This window comes from Flavobacterium cutihirudinis (genome assembly GCF_003385895.1).
GTDB classification, from domain to species: Bacteria; Bacteroidota; Bacteroidia; order Flavobacteriales; family Flavobacteriaceae; genus Flavobacterium; species Flavobacterium cutihirudinis.
The window spans coordinates 55,738-81,448 of the sequence record NZ_QRDQ01000007.1 but is presented as its reverse complement, the minus strand read 5'-3'; the positions used below and the strand labels follow the sequence as shown (position 1 = coordinate 81,448).

Genomic DNA, 25,711 nt, shown 5'->3' with positions numbered 1-25,711 from the left:
AAATCTAATGAAAAAATGTTGTTATGTAAATATTTTCTTTCAAAAATATTCTAGAAAGACAAATTAATTTGATTTTTAATTTCTTCAACCAATTGACTCAATTCCAAACAGTTTTTATGCGACCAAAGCTCGCTTTCGATTTGGTTGTTTTGGATGCATTTTTGACATTCTATAATTTCATGTGAATATCCTTTTCCGAGAGTTGGCAAACTAAAAACTGCTTCCTTTTCTCCATTTTGAAATATAGAATATCCGTCAGCAACAAACCAGGGTGCGTTGAGTTCGATTCGTCCTTTTGTTCCTGAAATGATGGCTTTCATTTCAGAATCAGAAACAATTGAAGCGTGCAAAACAGCTTGAGCCGATTCGTATTGTAAAATCATAGAAGTCTGTAAATCGATATCATTTTTATGTTTAATCGCTTTCGCTAAAACCTCTTTCGGGTTTCCCAATAGTATATAAGAAAGGAATAAGGGATATACGCCGATATCATACAATGCTCCGCCGCCTAGTTTTTTATCAAAAAGTCTTTTATGTTCTGTTTCACTTCCGTGGAAGGCAAAATCGGCATTTATATAGTTAACATTTCCAATTAATCCATTTTTAATTTTTTCCAAAACATCCTGAACAGAAGGAATAAAACGCGTCCAGAAAGCTTCCATAAAAAACCTATTGTATTTTACTGAAGCTTCTGTCATTCGAAGTGCATCATTATAAGATAATGCCATTGGTTTTTCGCATAAAACGTGCTTACCGCTTTCTAATGCTTTTATAGACAATTCGGCGTGTGAATTATGAGGCGTTGCGATATACACAATCTCAACCTCCGGATCTTCAAAAAGTAAATCATATGAATCGTATACTTTTGAAGATTTAAATTTTGCCTCAAAGTCTTTCGCTTTTACTATATCTCTTGATGCAACAGCAGTTAATTCGGCATTTTCAATCAATACTAAATCAGACGCAAACTGAGTTGCAATATTTCCGAGTCCGATTATTCCCCATTTAATTCTTCTATTTTCCATTCTTATATTATAATCATCAAAATTGTTAAAAAGATTAAAAAAAATCTCCCACAACAAACTAAAGACGTTTTTTAAACAACAAATATCTATTATCCTACAAAAAATAGCAATCAATTACCCCAAAAATTATTAAAAATGAGGATAAGTGAAAAAAAAATGTTGCTAAATTGTAAATTTTAAGTTTGTTTTAAGAAATTCACGCAAAATACAAGGGGTTAAATTTTAAATTTAACAAAAATCAAACACACAACCCTATTTTTTTAGGGGGTATTAAATGATTTCATACTTTTATCAAAAATTTAAAACTAAATAACTATGCGAAAAATTATTTTAAGTGTGATCCTCATCACGATTTTGTTACTATCTATTTTTTCTATCTCATTTGTTACTGAATCAAAAACATTAGGCGCTCATGTTGTCGAACTAAAATTAGACACGGGTGATACAGCATGGATGGTAGTTGCTACTGCATTTGTATTATTAATGACTCCGGGACTAGGATTTTTCTATGGCGGAATGGTAGGAAAGAAAAACGTAATCAGCACAATGCTACAAAGTTTCATGGCAATGGTAATTGTTACCGTTCTTTGGATCGTAATTGGTTTCGGATTATGTTTTGGACCATCTATAGGCGGTTTCATTGGAGATCCTTCTTCAAATATATTTTTCCAGGGCGTAAGCGCCAATACGGCATGGGAATTGGCACCAACAATCCCAATGATTCTTTTTGCTTTATTCCAGGCAAAATTCGCCATCATTACTCCAGCGCTAATCACGGGAGCTTTTGCTGAGCGTGTACGTTTCTGGGCTTACTTATTATTCATGGTTTTATTCATCTTATTCATATACGCTCCACTTTGCCACATGACTTGGCATCCTGACGGATTGTTCTTCGGATGGGGAGTTCTTGACTTTGCTGGTGGTACTGTAGTACACATGAGTGCTGGATGGGCTGCTTTGGCTGGAGCAATTTTCTTAGGAAAACGTAAAGTTCAAAAAGTAAATCCTGCCAGAATTACTTATGTATTATTAGGTACAGGTCTATTATGGTTTGGATGGTTTGGTTTCAATGCAGGTTCTGCAGTTGGAGCAAGCAGTCTTGCTGCACAGGCTTTAGGAACAACTACAATTGCTGCTGCTTCTGCTGCTATGGCTTGGGTTTTCCTTGACAAAATATTAGGACATAAATTATCTGCAATGGGCGCTTGTATTGGAGCTGTTGTTGGATTAGTAGCAATTACACCTGCTGCTGGTTTCGTAAGTATTCCTCACGCTTTAGCAATCGGTATTATTGCTGCTGTAATAAGTAATCTTGTGGTTAGTAAATTCCCTAAAGGGAAAATTGACGATGCTCTTGATGTTTTCGCTTGTCACGGTGTTGGAGGAATGGTAGGAATGTTATTAACTGGAGTTTTTGCTTCTAAAAGTGTAAACTCTGTTGTAGGTGACCACGAAGGATTGATCTTTGGTGACGCTACATTATTCTTAACACAATTGAAAGCATTAGTAATCGTTTCAATCTTTGCTTTTGTAGCTTCTTATGTTTTATTCTTCATTGTAAATAAAATTACTCCTCTAAGAGTTACTGAAGAAAAAGAAGAATTAGGATTAGACATCTCTCAACACGGAGAATATCTATAAAAATTAATTACCCTCTTTTTGCCTTTACAAAAAAATCCCTCTAAGCTACAACTTAGAGGGATTTTCATTTGAATTAATATCAACTTATTAGTCCTTAGTAATTAGTTATCAGTGATTAGTTACTTTGTTTAGTTCAACCATTTAACTTCATAAAATTATAAAGGAAAAAGACTAGGAACTAATTACCAATCACTAAGAACTAAATAATTCATTTAAAATTCGCAATTCCTTCTTTAAGCCATTCCAAATATTCTGCAGTACTTACATAACTAATTGTTGGCTTAGAAGTATGTAAATTATTACCTTCTAAATCTGTAATAACATATAAAGGCTGCGTATTTGTTTTATATTTTGAAATCATAAAATCAGTCCACTTATCACCTACTGTAACAATTTCATCACCGGCTTTTGTTACAAATTGCTCTTCTTTTGGCAATTCTCTTTTGTCATCAACATATAAAGAAATCAAAACAACTTCATTTTTTAAGATTGGCAAAACCGCTGGGTCCGACCAAACATTATTTTCCATTTTTCTACAGTTTACGCATGCATAACCTGTAAAGTCCAACATAATTGGCTTATTGATTTCTTTTGCATAAGCCACCCCATCTTCATAATCATGGAAAACCATAATTCCGTGAGGACCTAATTCTGCTCCTTCAGGAAGCCCCTTTACTGTTTCTGCACTTCCAACTGAATTTCCTGAACCACCAACTCCAAAAGGGCTTTCGCTATAGGTTTGAGGAGGTGGAAAAGCACTAATTAATTTTAAAGGCGCTCCCCATAATCCCGGAATCATATAAACTGTAAAACTTAAAACAAGTAATCCCAAAGACAATCTTCCAACCGAAATGTGATTCGTCGGGCTATCGTGTGGCAATGTAATTTTTCCGAATAAATAAAACGCCAAAGCTCCAAAAATAGCAATCCAGATCGCTAAGAAAACTTCTCTTTCTAAGAAATGCAATTGAAGTACTAAATCGGCATTTGATAAAAATTTAAACGCTAAAGCTAATTCTAAAAATCCTAAAACAACTTTTACTGTATTTAACCATCCGCCAGATTTTGGCAATGAATTCAACCAACCAGGGAACATTGCAAATAACATAAATGGAAGAGCTAAAGCTGAAGAAAATCCTAACATTCCAACAACCGGAGCGATTCCACCATTTGAAGCCGCGTCTACTAATAATGTTCCAACAATTGGTCCCGTACAAGAGAAAGATACGATTGCTAAAGCCAAAGCCATGAATAATATTCCAACTATTCCGCCTTTGTCTGCTTGTTGATCGGCTTTGTTTGCCCACGAATTTGGCAACATGATTTCAAAAGCTCCCAAAAATGATGTAGCAAAAATGATTAAAATAACAAAGAATATTAAGTTGAACCAAACATCTGTAGACAATGCATTTAAGGCATCTGCACCAAATATTTTAGTTACAATTAAACCTAAAATCACGTAAATAGCAATAATTGAAAGTCCGTATATAATAGCATTTCTAATTCCTTTTGCTCTGCTTTTGCTTTGCTTCGTAAAGAAACTCACCGTCATTGGAATCATTGGGAAAACACAAGGTGTAAATAAGGCCGCAAAACCACCTAAAAAAGCAAGGAAAAAGATTGACCACAAGCTTCTTGCTGCTGCAGGTGCCGGCATATCTTCTTTTGAAACTGGTTCTTCTATGTTCGATTTTACAACTTGAGTTTTTGCAGTATCTGTTGCTTTCGCGATTGTATCTACAGCAATTCCAGGTACTTTTGTTTCATCTTTTTTCGCCTCTGTTATTGCCGGAACTGCTTCCATATTGAAAGTTGACGGAATAGCAATAGAGAATTTTTTATTCGAATTGATACAAACTTCTTTACAAACCTGAAAATCAAACTCTACATCAACCGTTTTTAAATTTGGGTTGATGATCTTGATTTCCTGCTCAATGTGTGCTTTTCCTTCAAAGAAAGTTTCATTTACACCAAAAACATCATTGAAAGCTGTCTTGGTTTTTCCTTCTTTGGCTTTGCCTATTAATTCGTAGTTTCCTTTTTGATTTTTAAATGCAATTTCCAATGCAAGTGGTCCACCTTCAGGCGTGAACTGTGAATACATATGCCAGTCTTTTTCAATTGTTCCATCAAAAACTAAAACAGCATTATTTCCTGTTTTCTTTTCAATTTTAGCAGTCCATTTAACCGGTTCTAAAACCTGTGCATTACCTTTTGCAAAAGCAAAAAAGAAAAACAGCAGAAATAAAAGGGATTTGCTCCAGTAATTTTTTAGCATTATCGTTTGACGGTATTGATTAAAGTTCATTATTGCAATTCTATTTTAAGTATGTTATTTGTGGTATTTTCAATTTTAAAGCGCTCATCCTGTCTCAGTCCAACAACCCAGACAATTTGGTTATCTGAAGACAAAATCCATGTTTTTTCTTTTTCAATCAGCGATAGTTTTTCATCTTTAAAAAGCTTACTTACTTTTTTTGATTTTCCCTGCATTCCAAAAGGATGAAAAACATCTCCTTCATTCCATTTACGTAAAATTAGAGGAAACCGGATTTTTTCAGAATCCACAAATATAGCCTTATTTGATTCTATACTTATGTGATCTACGTTACAAAGTCTCAATTTTAAGGGAAAATTAACTTCTGTATCGTTTTCCTGAATTTCGAATTCTTCGTTTTCTGACTCTTCAGAAAGTGGACTCAAAATAAGCGTTTCCCTGTTTTTAAGTAATCTGAATGCAGAAGAAATCACTTGCTTTCCTGATTGTCCTTTTACCAAATCATAAATATCATTCCAGGCTGTAAAACCAAATTCATTCAGCCATTGATACAGATACGATTTATAATTGGGTAATTTTTTAAGCTGATTCAAATCAAAGTGAATATCTTCTCCTTCTTCTCTCGCTACTTGCTGATAAATCATAATCGAAGCATCTTCAACCATTTCTTGTGATTCCTGCAAATAGGATTGCGTTTTCTGAAAAGCATCCAGAAAATTTGGATTGATTTCCTTTAAAACCGGAACTAAGTCGTGCCGAATTTTATTTCGAAGATATTTGTTTGAAGCGTTGCTGCTGTCTTCGCGCCATTCAATATTATTTCCTTCGGCAAATTTCAGAATTTCTTCTCTTGAAAAAGGCAAAAGCGGACGAATAATTCGGTCATTTTCTTCCGGAATTCCGGTTAATCCATCTAATCCGGTTCCGCGGGTTAGATTTATAATAAAGGTTTCCAGATTATCGTCGGCGTGATGTGCGGTTAAGATATAATCGAAATTTTCTTCATCCAAAAGTTCGTAAAACCAGCTGTATCGTAGTTCTCTCGCAGCGACTTGTGTGGATAATTTATAATCTTCGGCGAAAGCCTTAGTATCAAATTGAGTAGTAAAAAACGGAATGTCATTTTGATTGCAATACTTCTGGACAAATTCCTGATCTCCAAAACTTTCTATACCGCGAAGCTGAAAGTTGCAGTGCAAAACTGCAATTTCAAAAGGCAATTGCTTCATTAAATGCAACAAAACCATACTGTCCAAGCCTCCGCTAACAGCCAGAAATAGTTTTTTACTTTCCAAAAATGGAAATCTCGAAACGATATGATCTTGAAATTTTGAAAACATCTGATAAAAGTAAAAAATTAAATTCGTTCTATTTTTAAATGAAATGTTAAGTGGTGTTTATTAACCACGAATTACACAAATATTTTCTCACGCAGATTTTGCAGATTGAGCTGATTTTTTTTACTCTTGAAAAGATTTACACAGATTTTATTTATTTGAAATTAAATCTGCTTAATCAGCAAAATCTGCGTAAAAAAAAATCAGCTCAATCTGCAAAATCTGTGGCAAAAAATTACTGCAAAACCTCGTGCATTGCTTTAGCTTTCAATAAACATTCTTCGTATTCTTTTTCTGGATCTGAAAGCGATGTGATGGCACTTCCAACAGAAAATGAAACATATTTATTTTCCTGATTGTATAAAATACTTCTGATTACGACATTAAAATCAAAATCGCCTTCTGGTGTAAAATAACCAACTGCTCCGCTGTATAAACCACGTTTTGTTTCTTCCAGATTTTCGATAATTTTCATAACCGAAATCTTTGGTGCTCCTGTCATGCTTCCCATTGGGAAAGTCGTTTTTAAAACATCAACCGCAGAATATTGAGGATCAACTTTTGAAGTTATTGTCGAAATCATTTGATGCACTTGCAGAAACGAATAAATTTTGCAAAGTTCTACAACCTCAACGGAACCTTTTTGAGCGGTGTGTGATAAGTCATTACGAACCAAATCGGTTATCATGATGTTTTCGGCTCTTTCTTTTGAATCGGATTCTAGAAATTGTTTCGAATTTTCGTCTTCAACAGGATCTGAAGATCGTTTTGAAGTTCCTTTTATAGGCTGCGAAATAACATTTTCGCCTACTTTTTTCAAATAACGTTCTGGCGAAGCCGAAAGCAGATATTGTTTGTTATTTTTAAAGAAAACTGAAAATGGCGCTTGTGAAATAGTATTCAGTTTTTGAAATTTTTCCAACGGATTTATTTCGGCGTTTTCAGCGAAAAATTCCATACAAAAATTAGCTTCATACATATCACCAATGTGAATATGTTCGAGCATTTTATTTACTTTTTCAATATATAAATCTTTTGAAATACGTTGTTGCACTTCTCCTGAAGCCCCGGGATCGCTCAGTGTGACAAACGAATCATTCTGGGTTTGTACGATTTCATCAAAATCATCTTCAACTTCGTCGTCACAAAGAAATAGATATTTAATTTCAAGTTGGTCGCCTTTTAGTAAGAATATTTTTTTTGGCTGAAAGAAAAATAAATCGGGAAAATCTAATCCGTCAAAATTAGCAGAACTTAAATCTTCTGTATCATTTTTCAAATCATAAGAAAGATAGCCAAAAAGCCAGTCTTTGGTAGTTTGCTGATATTGTTTTAAATCATCAAAAGCGTTTTGAAAATCGGTTTTTAAAGATGTAAAAGCGTCGACCGCCAAGATAAAATCAAAACTTGAATATTCCTGCGGGTACGAATTGCTGTCTAGAAAAACAATCTCCCGAAACTGCTGTGACCAGCTTAAAAGCTGTTGTTTAAACTGCTCTGGATTTGAAATTTGTTTATGAATGGAAACTCTCAAAAAAGTATAAATTTTAGACTTCAAAATTACGACAAAAAAAATCCTTCAATAAAGTAATCCCGAAAAATTATTGGCACACTTTTTAGTATATCGAATTAGTGCTAATTATTAAAACTTTTCTTGCCATTTGATTAAAAAATTACTCATCAAAAAATGCCACAGATTTCACAGATTCCCACAGATTAAAAATCTTTTTAAATCATATAATCTGTGGCAAAAAACCAAACAAACCTGAAAAACAGGCGAGTATATTTATTAATCAAATTTTAAAACCTTTATGAAAACAATTGCAAAATTAGGATTGACTTCCTTGATGATTATCGCATTACTATTTTCTTGTAAAAAAGCAGATTATGCTTCAGAAGAATCTGCAGATTTAAAAATGGCCACAGACAGCACCGCAGTTTCGTCATCGGCAGCAGTGGAACAAAAAGACAGCAAACAGAAATTCATTCGAACTGCTGACATCAAATTCAAGGTTAAAAACGTCGTCAAGTCAACTTATGCAATTGAAAATGCCGTTACAAAATTTGGCGGTTTTGTTACTTACACGAATCTTCAAAGCAATATTCAGAATCAGATTAAAACCAAAATTAGCCAGGACAGTACTTTACAAACTACAAAATACACTGTCGAAAATAATATCACAATCCGAGTGCCTAACACACAACTCGATACTGTTATTAAAAGTATTGCCAAGCAAATTGACTTTTTAGATTTCAGAGTTATAAAAGCCGATGATGTTTCGTTGAAATTACTTGCGAATCAGCTTTCGCAAAAAAGAAGCGCTGTTTCTGAAAAAAGAGTCGAAAAAGCAATTGATTCTAAAGGCAAAAAAATTAACGATATTATGCAAGCCGAAAACGCTTTGGCCAATCAAAAAGAAGCTAATGACAATCACACAATAGAGAATTTGTCTATACAGGATCAGATTAATTTCAGCACGGTAACATTACAGCTTTATCAAAACGAAACGATTAGACAAGAAACTATGGCAAGCGAAAAAGACAGCGCTGCTTATAAGCCAAATCTAGGGATTCAGACAATTGATGCTTTAAAAAGTGGCTGGTATATATTGGAAGCTATTCTGGTTTTCTTTGTTAATCTTTGGCCTTTTGTACTTATTGGTTTAGGTGGTTTTTTTATCTACAAAAAATACGTTAAGAAATAAGAAAAGTGTTAATAAAATAGCAATTTAATAATGAAAAAATCGTTATATTTGATATAGCATTCAATAAATACCAAAATAGATCAAAATTGATTGTAAAATTCTCAATAAAATGACTTTAAAAACTGAATTTCATTTTATTCAGAATTTAGGTTAAACGATTTCCAGCAGATTATTTATATTTTTTTAACTATTTAAAAATCCTAAGTATTATGAAAATTGCTACTATTATTGTCCGTGTTTTAATTGGTCTTTTGTTACTTTTTGCCTCAATCAGTTATTTTTTCCACCTAATGCCAGAGCCAGAAACAACAGGGAATTTTAAAGCCTTTAATGTAGGTTTAATGGCTTCTACTTATTTAATGCCAATGGCTAAATCAATTGAATTGCTTTGCGGAATCGCATTTGTAACAGGACGTTATGTAACATTAGCTAATATTTTGATCTTGCCTATTACGGTAAATATCTTGTTTATCAATTACTTCCTAACTCCGGACGGCCTACCAATCGCAGGATTATTATTTCTAGGAAATTTATTTTTGATTTACAGATATTGGGATAACTACAAAAGTGTTTTTACTGCCTAAATCATTTCAGTTTAAAATAAAAAACCCGACACCTTTAAAGTGTCGGGTTTCTTTTTCAACTTGTTTTGTCATGTTTTACCCAGATCAGATCTGAAACTTTATATCCTATTTCCTGCGCTTTGATTAAGAAATCGGCTTTTATACTTTCAGGAATCGTGGTTTCTCTTGAAAGTATCCACATGTATTTTAAGCTTTCGCCTGCAACAAGGGCATACTTATAATCCTTATCTACTGCGATAACATTGTATCCAGCATAAAAAGGACCAAAAAATGAGACCTTAAGCATACCAACATTGTCCTTTTTGACAAACTTGGCTTTCCCGATACTTTCCTCCCACTTGTCTTTTTTGACATCATAGCCCTTATTATCAACCTTTATGGTACCATTATCATTCAGCGAATATTCGGCGGTGACATTATCTAAATCTTTTTCCCATTTATAATCTAACCTTGCGATCTCGTACCACTTTCCCAAATATTTTGCCTTGTCAAAGTTTGTCACGGCAACAGCTTTATTTGGTATAGTAGAACCGCAGGAATAAAGTAAAGCTGCAATTCCTGCTCCAAGAAGAATTGGAGCGACATATGTATTTTTCATAATGTTATCTTTTTAATTATCATAAAGATAGCATCTGAAATACACATCTAATTTACAAAATTTTTCTTTAGGTTTATATTTTTCGAATTAAAATATTGCATAACTATCAGTCGCATAAATATTTAGTCCTTACGGGACATTTTATTGCTATTTATTTTGTTCTACCGATATTAAACTCCTAGCGGAGTTGAACCCATATTTTAGTACATCGTAATTCCAACTTGTCTTGTAGGAACTATTAGTCGCATAAATATTTAATACCTATGGGACATAACGAAGACCATAATACTATCTTTTCTACCGAAATTTAATCTCTCCGAGATTTAAAAAACATTCTTCAAATACAGTGTTGTTAAATAACTCCTCCATTTTATTTTTTTCTCACAATCTCAACTCCGCTAGGAGTTTAATATCGGTAGAATAAAACAAACGCAATAGAAATGTCCCGTAGGGACTATACATAATATAACGAAACATAATTATTTGCTACACAAAATAAACTAATAAAAAAACCGTCTCGTTAAAAAACGAGACGGTTTTTGAAATATGATTTACGTAAAAATTTATACGTGTAAAGCTCTGTTTTCTGTTGCTGCCAATGCTGCTTCTTTTACCGCTTCCGCGAAAGTTGGGTGCGCGTGGCTCATTCTTGAAATATCTTCAGCAGAAGCTTTGAATTCCATTGCAGTTACCGCTTCAGCAATTAAATCAGCTGTACGTGCTCCAATCATGTGAACTCCTAAAACCTCATCTGTTTTTTCATCAGCCAAGATTTTTACGAATCCGTCTAAATCAGCACTTGCTCTAGCACGTCCTAACGCTTTGAACGGGAAACTTCCTGATTTGTATTTTACTCCAGCAGCTTTCAATTGCTCTTCAGTTTGTCCAACTGCAGCAACTTCTGGCCAAGTGTAAACTACACCAGGAATTAAGTTGTAATCGATATGTGGTTTTTGACCTGCTAAAATTTCAGCAACCATAACTCCTTCTTCTTCCGCTTTATGCGCTAACATCGCTCCACGAACAACGTCACCAATTGCATAGATATTTGGAACGCTAGTTTGTAAATGATCGTTTACTTCAACTTGTCCTCTATCTGAAATTTTAACTCCGGCTTTGTCAGCGTTTAATCCGTCTGTGTAAGGACGACGACCAACAGAAACTAATGAATAATCTCCTTCAAGAGTGATTGTTTCTCCTTTTGCATTTTCAGCCTGAACGGTAACAGCATCACCGTTTCTTTCAACCGATTTTACTTTATGAGAAACATAGAATTTCATTCCTTGTTTTTTCAATACTTTAGTTAATTCTTTAGAAAGAGAACCGTCCATTCCTGGAATGATTCTGTCCATGAATTCAACTACAGAAACCTGAGCTCCTAAACGAAGGTAAACTTGTCCAAGCTCGATTCCGATAACTCCTCCACCAATAATTACCAAGTGTTTTGGAACTTCTTTTAAAGCCAAAGCTTCAGTAGAAGTAATGATTCTTTCTTTATCAATTTTGATGAAAGGCAAAGAAGATGGTTTTGAACCTGTAGCAATTACAGTATATTTTGCTTCGATAGTTTCTGAAGTTCCGTCAGCTTTTGCAACAGCAATGTGTGTTGCGTCTACGAAAGAACCTAAACCATTGAAAACAGTGATTTTATTTTTATCCATTAAGTAGTTGATTCCACCTACAGTTTGATCTACAACAGCTTGTTTGCGCGCGATCATTTTCTCTAAATTGATTTTTACATCTCCAGAAACTTCGATTCCGTGATCTGCAAAATGAGCAATTTCAGCATAATGATGAGAAGAAGATAATAATGCTTTTGAAGGAATACAACCTACGTTAAGGCAAGTTCCGCCTAATGAATTATATTTTTCTACAATTGCAGTTTTGAAACCTAATTGTGCGCAACGAATTGCTGATACATATCCTCCAGGACCTGAACCTATAATGACTACGTCAAATGAACTCATAGTATTTTGTTTTTATTTTAGCGGTTACAAAATTAAGGAATAAAGTTTTGTTTGAAGTTTAATTTTCAATGTTTTTTGTGTGAAAGTTTAGTGAAAGTTTTTTGCCACGAAGACTCAAAGACACCAAGTTTTTTTGTTTTTTTTGAATCTCGCAATCCCGATAACTATCGGGAGCAGAGTCGCAAAGTTTATACGCAAGCTTGTCATCCTGAGGAACGAAGGATCACACTAGAAGCTCGGCATGCAAAATCGCCAATCTTTGTAGAGTTTCGCGTGTGATCCTTCGTTCCTCAGGATGACAAAAAGGACGTTAGACGCTCTGAAGTACGTCTCTACAGAAAAAACCTTTGATCCTTTGCTCCTCTGAATCTTTGTACCTTTTTAAAAAGAAATCACCGTTGAATTCTTCACTTCGCTAATCATAAACATACTTTGCGTACTGCCAATGTGTTGAAGTGAAGTAAGTTTTGTAACTAAGAATTCACGATAAGCCTCCATATCTTTTACTAATACTTTCAGAATGTAATCATAATCACCGCTTACGTGATGGCATTCCAAAACTTCGTTTAATTTGATTACTTCGCTTTCAAATTTGGTTAGGAATTCTTTGGTGTGCTGAATCAATTTTAAATGACAGAAAACTACAAAACCCTTTTCGATTTTGGATTTATCGACTAAGGCAACGTAGTTTTTAATTATTCCTTCTCTTTCTAATTTTTTGATTCGTTCGTACACTGCTGTAACAGAAAGATCCAATTTTAAGGATAATTCTTTGGTTGTTTTTTTGCTGTCGGTTTGAAGTAAAACCAAAAGTTTTTTATCTGTGGCGTCTAGAGTCATTTTGCTTGCTTTTAAGAGATGAAAGAAAATCTATCAATTGAGTTTTCTTAATTTAAATTTAGATTAAAAATCATTATAAATACATTTTTATAGTTTTAAAATCTAATTATACATTTTATAGTTGATTAATTTTCTTATTAGATCTTATTTTGGATAGAATTTCTTTTGAAAACGAGTGCCCTAGCCCTGATAGAAGCGGCATCCTTTTATGGTGGTCCCGATAGCTATCGGGAACCATAAAAGATACAGCGGATAGCAGGAAACAGCTCCTAAAAAAAATTGTTTCAGGTTTCAAGTTTCAGGTTGTTGGAACTTGAAACCTGAAACTTGAAACAAAACAAACAAAAACTATCTATATGAAAAACTTCAATCCAGCAGATAAAATTCAGGATTTGCAATATTTTGGTGAATTTGGCGGTGTGAATCCGTCGATTTCTGATTCTTCGACTTACACTTTTCTTTCGGCAAAAACCATGTTTGATACTTTTGAGGGAAACATGGAAGGCTGTTATTTGTATTCACGCCATTCATCGCCAAGTAATTTATATTTGGATCAGGCTTTGGCAGCGATGGAAGAAACGGAAACAGCGAATGTTTCGGCTTCGGGAATGGGAGCGATTACGCCTACTCTATTGCAATTGTGCGGCGCGGGCGATCATATTGTTTCTAGCCGAACCATTTATGGAGGAACTTATGCTTTCTTAAAAAACTTTACACCAAGATTCGGAATTGAAACGAGCTTTGTTGACATTACAAAATTGGATATTGTTGAAGCGGCAATTACAGCAAAAACAAAAGTTTTGTATTGCGAAACGGTAAGTAATCCATTATTAGAAGTTGCTGATATTGCTGGTTTAGCACAAATCGCGAAAAGGCATAATTTGAAATTGGTTGTTGATAATACGTTTTCTCCTTTATCAGTTTCTCCTGCAAAATTGGGTGCTGATATTGTAATTCATAGTTTAACAAAATACATTAACGGAAGCAGCGATACGGTTGGCGGTGTGACTTGTGCGTCAAAAGAATTTATAAATTCGCTGAAAAATGTAAATTCCGGAGCGAGCATGCTTTTGGGACCAACAATGGATAGTTTGCGTTCTGCAAGTGTGATGAAAAATTTGCGCACGCTTCATATCCGAATTAAACAACACAGTCATAATGCGCATTTTCTAGCTGATCAATTTGAAAAAGACGGATTAAAAACGGTTTATCCGGGATTGAAAAGCCACCCAAGTCATGAATTATACAAAACGATGATTAATCCGGAATATGGTTTTGGCGGAATGCTGACGATTGATGTTGGAACTTTAGAAAAAGCCAATGAATTAATGGAATTAATGCAAGCAAGAAACTTGGGTTATTTGGCAGTAAGTTTAGGTTTTTACAAAACACTTTTCAGCGCGCCGGGAACCTCAACTTCAAGTGAAATTCCGTTAGAAGAACAAAAAGAAATGGGCTTGACGGATGGTTTGATTCGTTTTTCGATTGGTTTGGATAATGATATTGATCGTACTTATGAAATGATGAAAGCTTGTATGATTGAGCTTGGAATTTTGAATTCCGCAATCCCGATAGCTATCGGGACGTAAAGAAGTTTTCGCAGAGGTTCGCTAAAATTTATCTCTCGCAGATTTGGCTGATTATGCTGATTATTGTATCTATAAAAAATCCGTAAAATCTGCACAATCTGCGCGAGAAAATTTAAGTGATGTTTACATAAAAAAGCCGTTCTGAAATTATTCTCAGAACGGCTTTTCACATATAACTTTTTACATTTAACTCACAACTTGAGTATTAAGTTTACTATTTTTTCTACTATAAGTAAAGTAAATCAACAACCCGATTAACAACCAGATTGTAAAATAAATCCAGTTCCAAACGCTTAATTCGGCCATCATGTAAAGGCAGCAGATTAATCCTAAAAGCGGAATTAAAGACAGGTTTTTTCTGAATGCCCAAACCGCTAATCCAACCAAAACGAATAAGAATATCCACATTGGGATTTTATGTTTGAATAAACTGAAACCTGATTCAAATTTTAATGAATCATCAATTGGTAAACCTTTTACAACTTCAGCATATTTAGCGTCATCGTCTTGATATTGACTTAATAAATGTTCTAAATCTGATGTTTCAGCAGTTTTATTTTGAACATCAATACTTTCTAAATAACTGAAAACTTTAGCCGATTCTTCTTTATTTAAAGACGTAATAATAGTCGTTGCATCGTTTATTTGCGCTTCATTATTAATAAAAGCCATTGTTGCTTTATTATTGAATGTAAAAGCATAATACAGACCCACAATCATTAAAACAGGCAAAATGTATTTCGAATTTACATAAGGCGTTTTGAATTTTCCTCTTGGAATATCTGGTTTATTCTGTAAAACCAGAACTCCCGCGCAAACCAATACAAAGGCAAATAAAGTCCCGATACTACACAAATCGGTTACCATTGTTAAGTTCAAAAACAAAGCCGGAACCGCAACCACAAAACCAGTTACAATTGTAGCAAAAGATGGTGTTTTGAATTTTGGGTGAACAGTAGAAAATTTCTTTGGTAATAAACCATCACGGCTCATACTCATCCAGATACGAGGTTGCCCCATTTGGAAAACCAATAAAACACTCGCCATTGCCACTACTGCACTTACAGCAATAATTCCCGACATCCATTTTAAGTCTAATTTATCGAAAACAAACGCAAGAGGATCTCCAACATTTAATTCGTGATATTTTACCATTCCGGTTAAAACCAAGGCAATGGCAATATATAATATTGTGCAAATGATAATCGCCCACATCATTCCGCGTGGTAAATCTCTTTGTGGGTTTTTACATTCTTCTGCAGTTGTCGAAATAGCATCAAAACCAATATAAGCAAAGAAAACTGCTGATACTCCTTTTAAAACTCCTCCAACTCCATTTGGAGCAAACGGATCCCAGTTTGCTGTATCTACATAAAATACGCCGACTGCGATAACCAAAAGTACAACGCAAAGTTTTACAACTACCATTAAGTTACTTGCGTTACGAGATTCTTTCATTCCTCTGTAAACCAAAGCTGTAATCAAAATAATGATAAACAAAGCCGGAATATCCGTTACAAAATGAAAAGAACCGATTGTTGGTGCCGTTGTCCAGGCTGTATGTGCTTGTTGTAAAGCAACGCTTAAATTTTCGAACGATTTTCCGCCACGCATTAAAGCTTCGGCGTCGTTAAATCCGTTTGAAGCGGTTAGATAATCCATCTGAATCCATTGTGGTAAATGGATTCCGCCACTCTGGAGCAATCCAGTAAAATAGTCACTCCAGGATATTGCGACCGTTATATTTCCGACGGCATATTCCATGATTAATGCCCAACCAATAATCCATGCAATTAATTCTCCAAAAGCAACATAAGAATACGTATAAGCACTTCCTGAAACCGGAACCATCGAAGCAAATTCAGCGTAAGCGAAAGCAGCAAAACTACAAGCCAAAGCGGTAAATAAGAATAAGAAAATAACAGCTGGTCCGCCGTCTGCACTGGCTTTTCCAATCGTACTAAAGATTCCTGCCCCAACAATAGCCGCTATCCCGAATGCAGTTAAATCTCTTGTAGTCAAATGTTTTCCTAATGCATTATGACCGTCTGTTTCGTTCTGAGCAACCTGCTTTAGAATATCCTGTACTGTTTTCTTTCGGAATAAGCTTGATAATGCCATATATGTTTTACTGTTATAAATTAATTTAATTCAGTTGTTTTTGTTTTATTTTGCAAATAATGCAAAAATTATCTTTATTTCAAATATAATAGATGATTTTGTTTTCTAATGTTTTTTTTGCCACGAATTCACGAATTATTTTTTCTATCTGTGTCTATATTTTCTCTCGCAGATTTAGCAGATATAGCTGATTTTATTGCAATGAAAAGATTACGCAAATTTTAGATAATCCGCTCAATCAGCAAAATCTGCGAGAGGCAAAAAAACTTTACGTTCTTTTGCGTAATTCTTTGCGTCCTTTGCGGTTAAAATTTACTTCAAACAATTCCTCAAAATACTAACCGGATGCTGTGCTTCACGTTTTGTTCCATCATAAATTTGATGACGGCAACTCGTTCCCGCAGCGGCGATTTTCACTTTTTCGGCAGTGTTGCGCACTTTTGGGAAAAGTGTGTCCTCGCCCATTTGCATGCTCACTTTATAATGCTCTTTTTCATAACCAAAAGAACCCGCCATTCCGCAGCAACCCGAATTATAAATCGTAACCGTATTATTTTTTGGAAGATTCAGCATGGCGAAAGTCGCTTCAACAGAACTTAATGACTTTTGATGGCAATGTCCGTGAATTTTGATTTCTTTTGTTTCTTCCGAAAACGAATCTGGCGTTATTTTTCCGTCGATAATTTCTTTTTTGAAGAATTCTTCAATGGTGAAAGCGTTTTGCGAAATACGTTCAGCATTTTCTTTATCCGATGCCAATCGTAAGTATTCATCTCTAAAAGTCAAAATCGCCGAAGGTTCAATTCCAATTAATGGCGCTTTCGCGGCAATTAAGTCTTTGAAAATATTGACATTGATATCCGTGATCTTTTTAGCTTCTTCCAAAAACCCTTTTGAAAGATACGTTCTTCCGCTTTCTTCGTGATTTACGATTAAAACTTCGTAACCTAATTTCGTCAACAATTCAAAAGCATCAATCCCGATATTTACGTCATAATAATTCGTGAATTCATCAACAAACAAATACAATTGTCCGTTTGGAAAATCGGCGTTTTTTGGTTTGTTGTTTTCATACCATTTTCTAAAAGTCTTTTTCGCTAAAAGCGGAACTTGTCTTTCAGGCGCAATTCCCATTGTTTTTTTGACCAATGACTGATTCGAAATAAAATTCGTGATCGACGGGAATTTGCTTCCCATTTTGTTCAATTTGGCGTTATTGGCAAAAATCTTGCTTCGGGTCGAAAATCCGTTTGCTTTTTGGTATTGGTATAAAAACTCTGCTTTAAGAGTCGCAACGTCAACATTACTCGGACATTCGCTGGCACAGGCTTTACAGCTCACACACAACTCAAAAACTTCGTATAATTCTTTCTGGTCAAATTTGTTTTCTTTTTCAGAATATGTCAAATATTCGCGCAAAGCGTTTGCTCTTGCACGAGTTGTTTCTTTTTCATTTCGCGTCGCACGATAACTTGGGCACATTGCTCCGCCTGCTGATGGCATTTTTCGGCAATCGCCAGAACCGTTGCATTTTTCGGCCGCACGCAAAATCCCTAAACTATCTGAGAAATCCTGAAACGTTTTAATATCCGGTTCTACTCTGCCCGAAATTACACGATGGTTTTCGTCCATTTTCAAAGCGTTGACAATCTTTCCGATATTGAAAACCGAATTCGGGTCAAACGCTAATTTGATCCTTTTCAGCAATTCATAATTCTTCTCGCCAATCATAAACGGAATAAACTCGCCGCGCACGATTCCGTCACCATGTTCACCGCTTAACGAACCTCTGTATTTTTTCACCAAATGCGCCACATCGGTCGCAATGGTTCTGAATAATTTTAGATCTTCCGTTTTCTTCAAATTCAAAACCGGACGCAAATGCAATTCTCCCGCACCTGCATGAGCATAATAAATCGCTTCCTGTCCGTGGCTTAACATCATCGCCGAAAACTCCGCAATATAAGCTGGCAAATCGCTTAATTCTACGGCTGTATCTTCAATTGAATCGGCTGCTTTGTTGTCGCCTACAATACTTCCTAAAAGTCCGAGACCGGCTTTTCTCAGTTCGTTGGCTTTGTCAATATCAGGACCGTAAATTTTTACGAGCGCGTAACCAAAATTGTGTTTTTCTAAATCGGCAATTAACGCGTTTGCTTGATTTTCGGCATCTTCTAAAGTGTGCGATGCTACTTCAAACAACATAATCGCTTTAGGTTCGCCAACTAAAAAGAACCTGTTTTTAATATGTTCACGATTCGTTTTGGTACAATCTAAAATCGTGTCGTCGATCATTTCGCAAGTGTACAAATGATGTTTCATCGCCACCACAACAGATTCCAAAGATTCCTGAATCGTATGATAATGCCCAACAACCATTATACTGTGCGCCGGCGGTAAATCGTCAACTTTTAAAGTAATTTCGGTTGTAAAGGCCAAAGTTCCTTCGCTTCCGCAAAGTAGTTTTCCGAGGTTTATTGTTGGTTCAGTTCCGCCAAAGATTTCTGATTTTAGCAGAATATCAACCGCATAACCTGTATTTCGTCTGTGAATTTCCGGTTTCGGAAACTCCTTTATAATTTCTTCCTGATTTTCTTTTAACGAAAGTTCGTCGTAAACGCTTTTGTAGATTTTATTTTCTAAAGAATCGCCTTTGGTTTTCTCGATAAATTCTGCAGAAGTCAATTCACCAAAAACTACTTCCGATCCATCGCTCAAAATCGCTTTTACTTCCGCAATTTTATCGCGCGTAACGCCATAACGAATTGAAGTTGTTCCGGAAGAATTATTTCCCACCATTCCGCCAATCATCGCACGGTTTGATGTTGATGTAATGGGTGCAAAAAATACGCCGTGAGGTTTTAAATATAAATTAAGTTCATCGCGAATAACGCCGGGCTGAACGGTAACCGTTTTTTTCTCGGCATTATAACCTAATATTTTGGTAAAATGCTTCGAAACATCAATCACAAGTCCGTCGCCAACGGCTTGTCCGGCAAGTGAAGTTCCAGCCGTTCTTGGCGTAACCGAAATATTGTGTTCTCTCGCAAAGCGAATTAACCTGCTGATATCTGCCGTAGATTTAGGCAAAGCCACCGCGTTTGGCCGAATCCGGTACACCGATGCATCTGTCGAATAAAGTGTTTTATGAAGATCATCGTATAAAAGTGTGCCCTCGAGTTCGCCGGCTAATTGCTCTAAATCCTTAAGTATTGACATTTGCTTTCTTTTGAAATACAAAAATAGGGATTTTTTTAAGGTTCAAAGTGACATAGTGACAAAGGTTCAGAGGTTTTCTTTGAGATCGTTTTTTGAGTTGGAATTTGGGATTTTATTTTTGAAATTTTAACCTGGTTGTCATCCTGAGCGTTCTCGATAGTTATCGGGAGAAGGCTTATGAAAATGTAAATCTTCTCTTTTGAAAATCAAACCCAAATTTGAGGTTCGATAATGGTTAATTGACGTTCCAAACCCCAAATTTGACGTTCTATACTGGTCATTTGAGGTTCCGAGCTCCAAATTTGACGTCTTGAAGGTCAAATTTGAGGTTATCGACGTCAAATTTGAGGTAGCATGACTCCAATTTTGACGTCTCTGACCTCAAAAATGACCCGAAAAGGCTCAATTTTGACGGTGCATGACGTATAATTTGGATGCTTATACGTCTCCGATGGTTGAAGAAGGCTCATTCGCTAGCGTCAGCATTTTGATTGTGGACACAAAATATGGAATCTTATATCTAAAGTTGGGATATCGAAGTATTACCTTATGATGATTTTGAAGAAATTTAATCAATAAGTCCTTCCGTAAACTTTACAGCAATACTACCAAAAGTTGGTTTCATGTAAGCTTGAAAAGCATTTGCCTCTTCAAGGGTTTGAAAAGGTATCAAATGCTCGTCAATCAATGCATTTAATGTAAAGTTTAGGTGCGTAATGTAATCTTGAAAATCATCCAGATAACGAGATTTTGCATCTACTAGTTCGATACCTGATAATTTTTCAAAAGGTTGGCGCTTTGCGTTTATATACTCTTCCGCACTTTTAATAAATTCTTCTCTGATTTTTTCGTAACTCATGTCTTAATGATATAGATGTAACATTTTTGCCATCTGTTTGAAAATCCTACAAGGATAATTTCCCGAATAAGTATAATAATAAATTATCGATATCGGATTGTAAATCGTGCTATCTCATATAAACACCCAAAAAACATCCTAAATAACTTTTTCAATTTATACTTCTTGCAACTATATCAATATATTTAAAGTTGTGATCCATAAAGCATTCTAAATGACAAATAATATGTTTGCCACTTTGAACTTCATAAATTATATACTGACCTTGAAATGACCGGCCATTAGTGCTTAAGCTTATACTTAATGAGTGCCTAACTTTATCAAAGTTAAAATCTGTCAAATTATTTTCAACAACAATACGCCGTTTTGCTTGATTAATTTTTTCTACAAAAAAAGCTTCTGAAAATTCACCTTCTTCTAAAATATTAAAATCCATAATTGTATTTTTTATCTGATTAATTAAATAAAGCTAATAAATTTTACTGAAAAGTATTGTACACAGATAATATCTTATAAAATCATGGAATAGATTTTGTCATTTTTTTTTTACCGACTAACCTAAGATGCACTCTATCATTAACTTTTTGCTTGAATGATTTTTTATTTTTCCTCTTAGCTAATCCATTTTTTATAAAATCCTCCAATTGCTTATGAATATATTCGTTACCTATATTTGTATAAGGATCATAAACTTCAAAAACATCTCGGTAGTCAATAGCATCAAATTGAAAATCTTTTGTTTGCTTATAAATTTCCACAATCTCTAAGTCCACTCCCCATACTGAGTAATCATTAACTTTTGAGTTTAATCTTTTACTTTTTTCTATTATATCATTGTAAATGAAAATTTCATAGTTTTTATTTATTTTTCTATGGAGTTTACTCCACAAGTTTGATGAACCTGCTTTTGTTTGATATTTATCAGAAATTATAGGTAATTCCAAATGACAAAAACAATATTCGTATAAAATTGACGCGTAACCCTTTTGTTGTACAAATGAGTACGACTTATTTATTAAATAATATCTATTACCACCATAGTTTTTTTCTTGTAAACGTAATACTGATAAATTATCATTTTCATCATTAATTAGTTTTATATAGCGAAAATTAACATCCGTTGCTTCAACAATCTGAAGACTATCTTCAATCTCAATTAGACTAGTATCCAAAACGTTTATAAATACTAATCGATAAAAAAAATAATCATCTAAAAAGCCATCAACATCTATTTCATTTGGAGAAATCAAATTTGGCATTTAAAATATTCTTGAATTATTTTTATTTATCTAAATAAACTAATAATTTTCCGGCCTACAGCAAATTTTGATGCAGACTGAACTTCTTCATGCTCAATATCGATATAATTATTATCTTCAATATATTTTAAAAAAACTTTTTTGATTTGTTTATTTATATCACGCATATTTTTATATTTTGATACATCAATTAATTTTACAAAATAATTAATCGTATTATCAGGAAATTCAATATTGTATTCTTGTTTTACTTTTTTGATTAAACTTCCAACCCTAAATTCAATATATTTCTCTTTATCTTTATTACTTAGTACAGTAAACATACATTTATAATTAAATCTTGATCTCAATTCAGGGGAAATTCTTTTAGAAAAATCCTCTTTGCTAATATTCGAAGTAAAAATAATAATAAACCCATTCAAGTCAATTTCATCACCTAAGGAGCTTGTCATTTTACCACTTTCCAAAACATCCAAAAAATAATTAAATAAAGATGCGTTTGATTTTTCAAACTCATCTATTAAGAGAATCCCGACATCAGTGTCTCTAACTTTCATAAATATTTCGCCATCATCGCTCCCCGTATATCCTCTAGCGGAACCAATTAATGAACTTAAAGAAAATTCATTACTATAATTCCCAAAGTTTATTTTTGCTAATTTCTTTTTACCATCAAGACAATTGAACATGGTTCTTGCTACTTCTGTCTTACCAACTCCGGAATCTCCCATTAAAAACAAAGAAAGTATTTTATGTTCTCCCAGTTTATTAAAAATTCTGAAAGTATTAATTTCTTCTTTTAAATCATCTTTAAATTTAGGATGCCCATATAATTTTTCTCTAAAACTTTGAAAAAACACCTCAATAGATTCATCATCTAAATCAATAATTTTAGTATGCCTTTTTTTTGGTATTTCGTTTGAATCATTTTCTAAATTAACTTCTTTATTTAAATAACTTTTTTCTACATCTTTAAAATCTTTAAAAAGAAATCGTAATTCATATGATAGAAGTTTTTTATGCTTTTTATCAGCAATAAAAATAATTTCATCATCAAATAGAGGCAGTATTTGCTCTGGTAATAATTGAAGACTTACATACTCTGAAAGAACTGAAAGGTCAATGATTTCCGTTTCTGGATCCACTTCATAAATCAACTCATTATCTTTTATGAATTTAGAAACACTAATAATGGAATATCCTTCACTGTATTTTAATTCTCTATAATCAAAAAAATCATCTTTCTCATAAAATAATAACTCTAACCTCATTACTAGTCGTTTTTTGATGAAATATTAACATTTTGAACTATCGCCAATAAATCAATATAATGATAATCATTACCATCTCCGGAACTTTTAAAATCAAAAGGAGTGCTATTCACGTTTTGAGCAGAATAATGGCTATCCTGTATTTCGTCATCCTCTTTATTTATGTTAAAAGAATTTTGAAGCTGACCAATTTCTTGAAAATATTCAAAAGAATTCTTTAAATCATCAACTTTTATTTTCCCTTTATAAAGCCCTACTATCGAAACCTTTCCTACAAATAAATCATCTACACTGTAAGAACTTTCAAATTCACTTTCAAATGTTAAAGGAATTTTAAATAAAATCTTATTGTCCAAATTTTCGTTTTCGCCTTTAATTTTATAGGCATAATCTTTAAACATTGAATTAAAAATATTATTCATATCCATTCCATTAGTGCCAGGTGCCACTAAATCTTTAAAAGCGCCCCCATTCATAAATTTAACCATCCTTAGTTCAATTTCATTTTCAAGGGAAAGTTTTATATTGTCTAATTTGACAAGCTCTCCTTCTTCAATTTTTTCGAAAGAAGTAATTGTGTTGCTACTTTTTACAACATCATCCAAAATAACAGATTTAGTTGTCTTAATTTCAAAAGTTTCTAAAACTTTTTTCGAATTTGAACCTTTAATGTTTCCACCTGATTCAACATCACCTAGTTTAAACATTTCCATAAAATTTAGTCCAAATTTTGCTTTTAAAGACGCATCTCCTTCCGTGATTTTATCCTTAGTTATCTCTTTGCTTAAAGATACTACATTACTAAGCATCATTTTTATTTCATAAACTTTAGGGAAATTGATGTAATAAATATTGAATATCATACTTGTTCTAATTATTTTGATAAAGATTATTTGATTTTTTTCAATGTAAATATACTTTTAAAGAACATCTTTCCATTATGGAAAACCGTATTTAAAATATTTAAGCGCTCTAATAATTTCTTAAAATCATGAACAAAGAACTACATAGATTCTCCAAAGTAATTTTATATCAATGAAAAGCAAGATTTATATTATTCTACTCAAAACAAAAAATCCCCAACTTTCTCTAAATTTATCCCCAAATAAATCCCATTTTAGCATTATCAAAAAAGCATTCCATCAAAATGAATAAAAATATAACCGCCCTTTACAAAATAGCTCAAAAAGAAACCCGAAAAATAATCGGTTTAATGTCCGGAACTTCGCTTGACGGACTTGACTTGGCGCTTTGTGAAGTTTCGGGCGAAGGCGAAAATACAGTTGTAAAAATCGAGCAGTTTGAAACCATCGATTACAGCGAAGACATTAAAACCGAAATCAGAAAAGTGTTTGCTAAAAAAACAATCGATTTTCAGCATTTGGTTTTGCTAAACGCATGGATTGCCGATTTGCACGCCGGAATGATTAACGATTGTCTTTCAAAATGGAATATTCCCGCAAGCGAAATTGATTTAATCGCATCACACGGACAAACGGTTTTACACGCGCCAAAGTTTTTACATCAGCAGGAAAAATTCCCCAATGCGACTTTGCAAATTGGCGACGGCGATCATATTGCGGTAAAAACCGGAATTATAACGTTATCTGATTTCAGACAAAAACACGTTGCAGCGGGCGGTGAAGGCGCGCCTTTGGCCGTTTATGGCGATTATTTGTTATTCAGCAAAAAAGGCGAAAACCGAATTATGCTTAACATGGGAGGAATTGCAAATTTTACTTATTTGCCAGCCTCACAAAACGCGGAAGAAGTTTTTGTAACCGATACGGGAACCGCAAATACTTTAATTGATATTTTCACCAAACAGTTTTTCCCTGAAAAAAGTTTCGATAAAGATGCTGAAATCGCTAAAAGCGGAACTGTAAATCAAGCACTTTTAAGCGAATTAAAAAGTGACGCTTTCTTCCAGAAAAGCTTCCCAAAAACCATTGGTCAGGAATTATTCAACCATGAATTTGTGAATTCGGCTTTGGTAAAATTAGGTTTAGAAAGTATTTCGGCACCAGATTTGTTGGCCACTTTAACGCGCCTAAGCGCCGAAACGATTGCCGAAGCGGTTTTGTTTGTTGTACAAAATACTAAAACACCAATCGAAGAGTTTACAGTTTATATGTCGGGCGGCGGCGCGAGGAATCCGTTATTGGTGAGTTGGTTACAGGAATTATTGTCTTGTAAATTCGAAAAAAGCGACGTTCTCGGAATTTCAGGCGATGCAAAAGAAGCGGTTTTATTTGCCGTTTTGGCGAATGAAACGGTTGCGGGAGGAAATTATAATTTTGGTTCAAAAAAAGGAATTCCATCGGTAACAATGGGGAAAATTTCATTTCCAAGCTAAATATTTTTTTGCCACTCCCGATAGCTATCGGGATAAATGATTAAAAAGATTAATCTATAAAA

The 25,711-nt window shown here is 34.1% G+C and carries 19 protein-coding genes; 5 read left to right on the top strand and 14 right to left on the bottom strand.

The features are described 5' to 3' along the window. Window positions 1-50 precede the first annotated feature (50 nt). Complete coding sequence (locus BD847_RS00345) at window positions 51-1,025, bottom strand: Gfo/Idh/MocA family protein (RefSeq protein WP_115887296.1); 975 nt, start codon at window positions 1,023-1,025, stop codon at window positions 51-53. Window positions 1,026-1,340: 315 nt separating this feature from the next. On the opposite strand from BD847_RS00345, the gene BD847_RS00340 reads away from it, so the two are divergent. Then, the gene (locus BD847_RS00340) at window positions 1,341-2,666 is read left to right on the top strand and encodes an ammonium transporter (protein WP_115886290.1); all 1,326 of its coding nucleotides are present in this window, start codon (window positions 1,341-1,343) and stop codon (window positions 2,664-2,666) included. A gap of 208 nt (window positions 2,667-2,874) precedes the next feature. On the opposite strand, the gene BD847_RS00335 is transcribed toward BD847_RS00340, so the two are convergent. The 3 genes from BD847_RS00335 to BD847_RS00325 all read right to left on the bottom strand — a co-directional run bounded on the left by BD847_RS00335 (window position 2,875) and on the right by BD847_RS00325 (window position 7,815). Continuing rightward, window positions 2,875-4,974: a protein-disulfide reductase DsbD family protein gene (locus tag BD847_RS00335; RefSeq protein ID WP_115886289.1), complete on the bottom strand. Its 2,100-nt coding sequence runs from the start codon at window positions 4,972-4,974 to the stop codon at window positions 2,875-2,877. Beyond that, entirely contained in the window at window positions 4,974-6,284 is a 1,311-nt protein-coding gene (gene tilS / locus BD847_RS00330; protein WP_115886288.1) for a tRNA lysidine(34) synthetase TilS, read from the bottom strand. The genes BD847_RS00335 and tilS overlap by 1 nt, the downstream gene beginning before the upstream one ends. A 232-nt stretch (window positions 6,285-6,516) precedes the next feature. Continuing rightward, complete coding sequence (locus BD847_RS00325) at window positions 6,517-7,815, bottom strand: anthranilate synthase component I family protein (protein ID WP_115886287.1); 1,299 nt, start codon at window positions 7,813-7,815, stop codon at window positions 6,517-6,519. Between the two features lie 277 nt (window positions 7,816-8,092). Between BD847_RS00325 and BD847_RS00320 the strand changes: the two genes are divergently transcribed. Together BD847_RS00320 and BD847_RS00315 are read left to right on the top strand one after the other, a co-directional pair. Next, a complete protein-coding gene (locus tag BD847_RS00320; protein WP_115886286.1) occupies window positions 8,093-8,986 on the top strand; it encodes a DUF4349 domain-containing protein in 894 nt (297 codons plus the stop codon). Window positions 8,987-9,195: 209 nt separating this feature from the next. Beyond that, window positions 9,196-9,570, top strand: coding sequence for a DoxX family membrane protein (locus BD847_RS00315; RefSeq protein WP_115886285.1), 375 nt, complete (start codon window positions 9,196-9,198; stop codon window positions 9,568-9,570). 55 nt (window positions 9,571-9,625) lie between these two features. On the opposite strand, the gene BD847_RS00310 is transcribed toward BD847_RS00315, so the two are convergent. From BD847_RS00310 to BD847_RS00300, 3 genes are all read right to left on the bottom strand, one after another. Further along, window positions 9,626-10,168 carry a lipocalin family protein gene (locus BD847_RS00310; RefSeq protein WP_115886284.1) on the bottom strand — a complete coding sequence of 181 codons (543 nt, stop codon included), beginning with the start codon at window positions 10,166-10,168 and terminating at the stop codon, window positions 9,626-9,628. A 563-nt stretch (window positions 10,169-10,731) separates the two neighbouring features. Then, on the bottom strand, window positions 10,732-12,135 hold the full coding sequence (lpdA, locus tag BD847_RS00305; RefSeq protein WP_115886283.1) for a dihydrolipoyl dehydrogenase: 1,404 nt from the start codon (window positions 12,133-12,135) through the stop codon (window positions 10,732-10,734). A gap of 381 nt (window positions 12,136-12,516) precedes the next feature. Continuing rightward, complete coding sequence (locus BD847_RS00300; protein ID WP_012024199.1) at window positions 12,517-12,975, bottom strand: Lrp/AsnC family transcriptional regulator; 459 nt, start codon at window positions 12,973-12,975, stop codon at window positions 12,517-12,519. Window positions 12,976-13,331: 356 nt separating this feature from the next. On the opposite strand from BD847_RS00300, the gene BD847_RS00295 reads away from it, so the two are divergent. Beyond that, window positions 13,332-14,564: an aminotransferase class I/II-fold pyridoxal phosphate-dependent enzyme gene (locus BD847_RS00295; RefSeq protein WP_115886282.1), complete on the top strand. Its 1,233-nt coding sequence runs from the start codon at window positions 13,332-13,334 to the stop codon at window positions 14,562-14,564. A gap of 186 nt (window positions 14,565-14,750) precedes the next feature. Here BD847_RS00295 and BD847_RS00290 read toward each other — a convergent pair whose 3' ends face one another. The 7 genes from BD847_RS00290 to BD847_RS00260 all read right to left on the bottom strand — a co-directional run bounded on the left by BD847_RS00290 (window position 14,751) and on the right by BD847_RS00260 (window position 24,156). After that, the gene (locus tag BD847_RS00290) at window positions 14,751-16,685 is read right to left on the bottom strand and encodes an amino acid permease (RefSeq protein WP_115886281.1); all 1,935 of its coding nucleotides are present in this window, start codon (window positions 16,683-16,685) and stop codon (window positions 14,751-14,753) included. A 312-nt stretch (window positions 16,686-16,997) separates the two neighbouring features. Continuing rightward, window positions 16,998-19,904: an FAD-binding and (Fe-S)-binding domain-containing protein gene (locus tag BD847_RS00285; protein ID WP_115886280.1), complete on the bottom strand. Its 2,907-nt coding sequence runs from the start codon at window positions 19,902-19,904 to the stop codon at window positions 16,998-17,000. Between the two features lie 568 nt (window positions 19,905-20,472). After that, window positions 20,473-20,763 carry a hypothetical protein gene (locus BD847_RS00280; RefSeq protein WP_115886279.1) on the bottom strand — a complete coding sequence of 97 codons (291 nt, stop codon included), beginning with the start codon at window positions 20,761-20,763 and terminating at the stop codon, window positions 20,473-20,475. A 151-nt stretch (window positions 20,764-20,914) separates the two neighbouring features. Continuing rightward, window positions 20,915-21,199 carry a hypothetical protein gene (locus tag BD847_RS00275; RefSeq protein WP_115886278.1) on the bottom strand — a complete coding sequence of 95 codons (285 nt, stop codon included), beginning with the start codon at window positions 21,197-21,199 and terminating at the stop codon, window positions 20,915-20,917. Window positions 21,200-21,281: 82 nt separating this feature from the next. Continuing rightward, window positions 21,282-22,022 carry a hypothetical protein gene (locus BD847_RS00270; RefSeq protein WP_115886277.1) on the bottom strand — a complete coding sequence of 247 codons (741 nt, stop codon included), beginning with the start codon at window positions 22,020-22,022 and terminating at the stop codon, window positions 21,282-21,284. 26 nt (window positions 22,023-22,048) lie between these two features. After that, entirely contained in the window at window positions 22,049-23,293 is a 1,245-nt protein-coding gene (locus BD847_RS00265) for an AAA family ATPase (protein WP_115886276.1), read from the bottom strand. Window positions 23,294-23,295: 2 nt separating this feature from the next. Further along, window positions 23,296-24,156 carry a hypothetical protein gene (locus tag BD847_RS00260; RefSeq protein WP_244201535.1) on the bottom strand — a complete coding sequence of 287 codons (861 nt, stop codon included), beginning with the start codon at window positions 24,154-24,156 and terminating at the stop codon, window positions 23,296-23,298. A 284-nt stretch (window positions 24,157-24,440) separates the two neighbouring features. Here BD847_RS00260 and BD847_RS00255 point away from each other — a divergent pair, with 284 nt between their 5' ends. Then, window positions 24,441-25,649: an anhydro-N-acetylmuramic acid kinase gene (locus tag BD847_RS00255; protein WP_115886275.1), complete on the top strand. Its 1,209-nt coding sequence runs from the start codon at window positions 24,441-24,443 to the stop codon at window positions 25,647-25,649. Window positions 25,650-25,711 lie beyond the last annotated feature (62 nt).

Bases quoted from the DNA above. Each gene is read 5' to 3' on its own strand.
- BD847_RS00335 (WP_115886289.1), bottom strand. From the start codon at position 4,974: ATGAACTTTAATCAATACCGTCAAACGATAATGCTAAAAAATTACTGG.
- BD847_RS00280 (WP_115886279.1), bottom strand. From the start codon at position 20,763: ATGAGTTACGAAAAAATCAGAGAAGAATTTATTAAAAGTGCGGAAGAG.
- BD847_RS00320 (WP_115886286.1), top strand. From the start codon at position 8,093: ATGAAAACAATTGCAAAATTAGGATTGACTTCCTTGATGATTATCGCA.
- BD847_RS00295 (WP_115886282.1), top strand. From the start codon at position 13,332: ATGAAAAACTTCAATCCAGCAGATAAAATTCAGGATTTGCAATATTTT.
- BD847_RS00345 (WP_115887296.1), bottom strand. From the start codon at position 1,025: ATGGAAAATAGAAGAATTAAATGGGGAATAATCGGACTCGGAAATATT.
- BD847_RS00255 (WP_115886275.1), top strand. From the start codon at position 24,441: ATGAATAAAAATATAACCGCCCTTTACAAAATAGCTCAAAAAGAAACC.
- BD847_RS00260 (WP_244201535.1), bottom strand. From the start codon at position 24,156: ATGATATTCAATATTTATTACATCAATTTCCCTAAAGTTTATGAAATA.
- BD847_RS00285 (WP_115886280.1), bottom strand. From the start codon at position 19,904: ATGTCAATACTTAAGGATTTAGAGCAATTAGCCGGCGAACTCGAGGGC.
- lpdA (WP_115886283.1), bottom strand. From the start codon at position 12,135: ATGAGTTCATTTGACGTAGTCATTATAGGTTCAGGTCCTGGAGGATAT.
- BD847_RS00275 (WP_115886278.1), bottom strand. From the start codon at position 21,199: ATGGATTTTAATATTTTAGAAGAAGGTGAATTTTCAGAAGCTTTTTTT.
- tilS (WP_115886288.1), bottom strand. From the start codon at position 6,284: ATGTTTTCAAAATTTCAAGATCATATCGTTTCGAGATTTCCATTTTTG.
- BD847_RS00340 (WP_115886290.1), top strand. From the start codon at position 1,341: ATGCGAAAAATTATTTTAAGTGTGATCCTCATCACGATTTTGTTACTA.
- BD847_RS00300 (WP_012024199.1), bottom strand. From the start codon at position 12,975: ATGACTCTAGACGCCACAGATAAAAAACTTTTGGTTTTACTTCAAACC.
- BD847_RS00315 (WP_115886285.1), top strand. From the start codon at position 9,196: ATGAAAATTGCTACTATTATTGTCCGTGTTTTAATTGGTCTTTTGTTA.
- BD847_RS00265 (WP_115886276.1), bottom strand. From the start codon at position 23,293: ATGAGGTTAGAGTTATTATTTTATGAGAAAGATGATTTTTTTGATTAT.
- BD847_RS00290 (WP_115886281.1), bottom strand. From the start codon at position 16,685: ATGGCATTATCAAGCTTATTCCGAAAGAAAACAGTACAGGATATTCTA.
- BD847_RS00270 (WP_115886277.1), bottom strand. From the start codon at position 22,022: ATGCCAAATTTGATTTCTCCAAATGAAATAGATGTTGATGGCTTTTTA.
- BD847_RS00310 (WP_115886284.1), bottom strand. From the start codon at position 10,168: ATGAAAAATACATATGTCGCTCCAATTCTTCTTGGAGCAGGAATTGCA.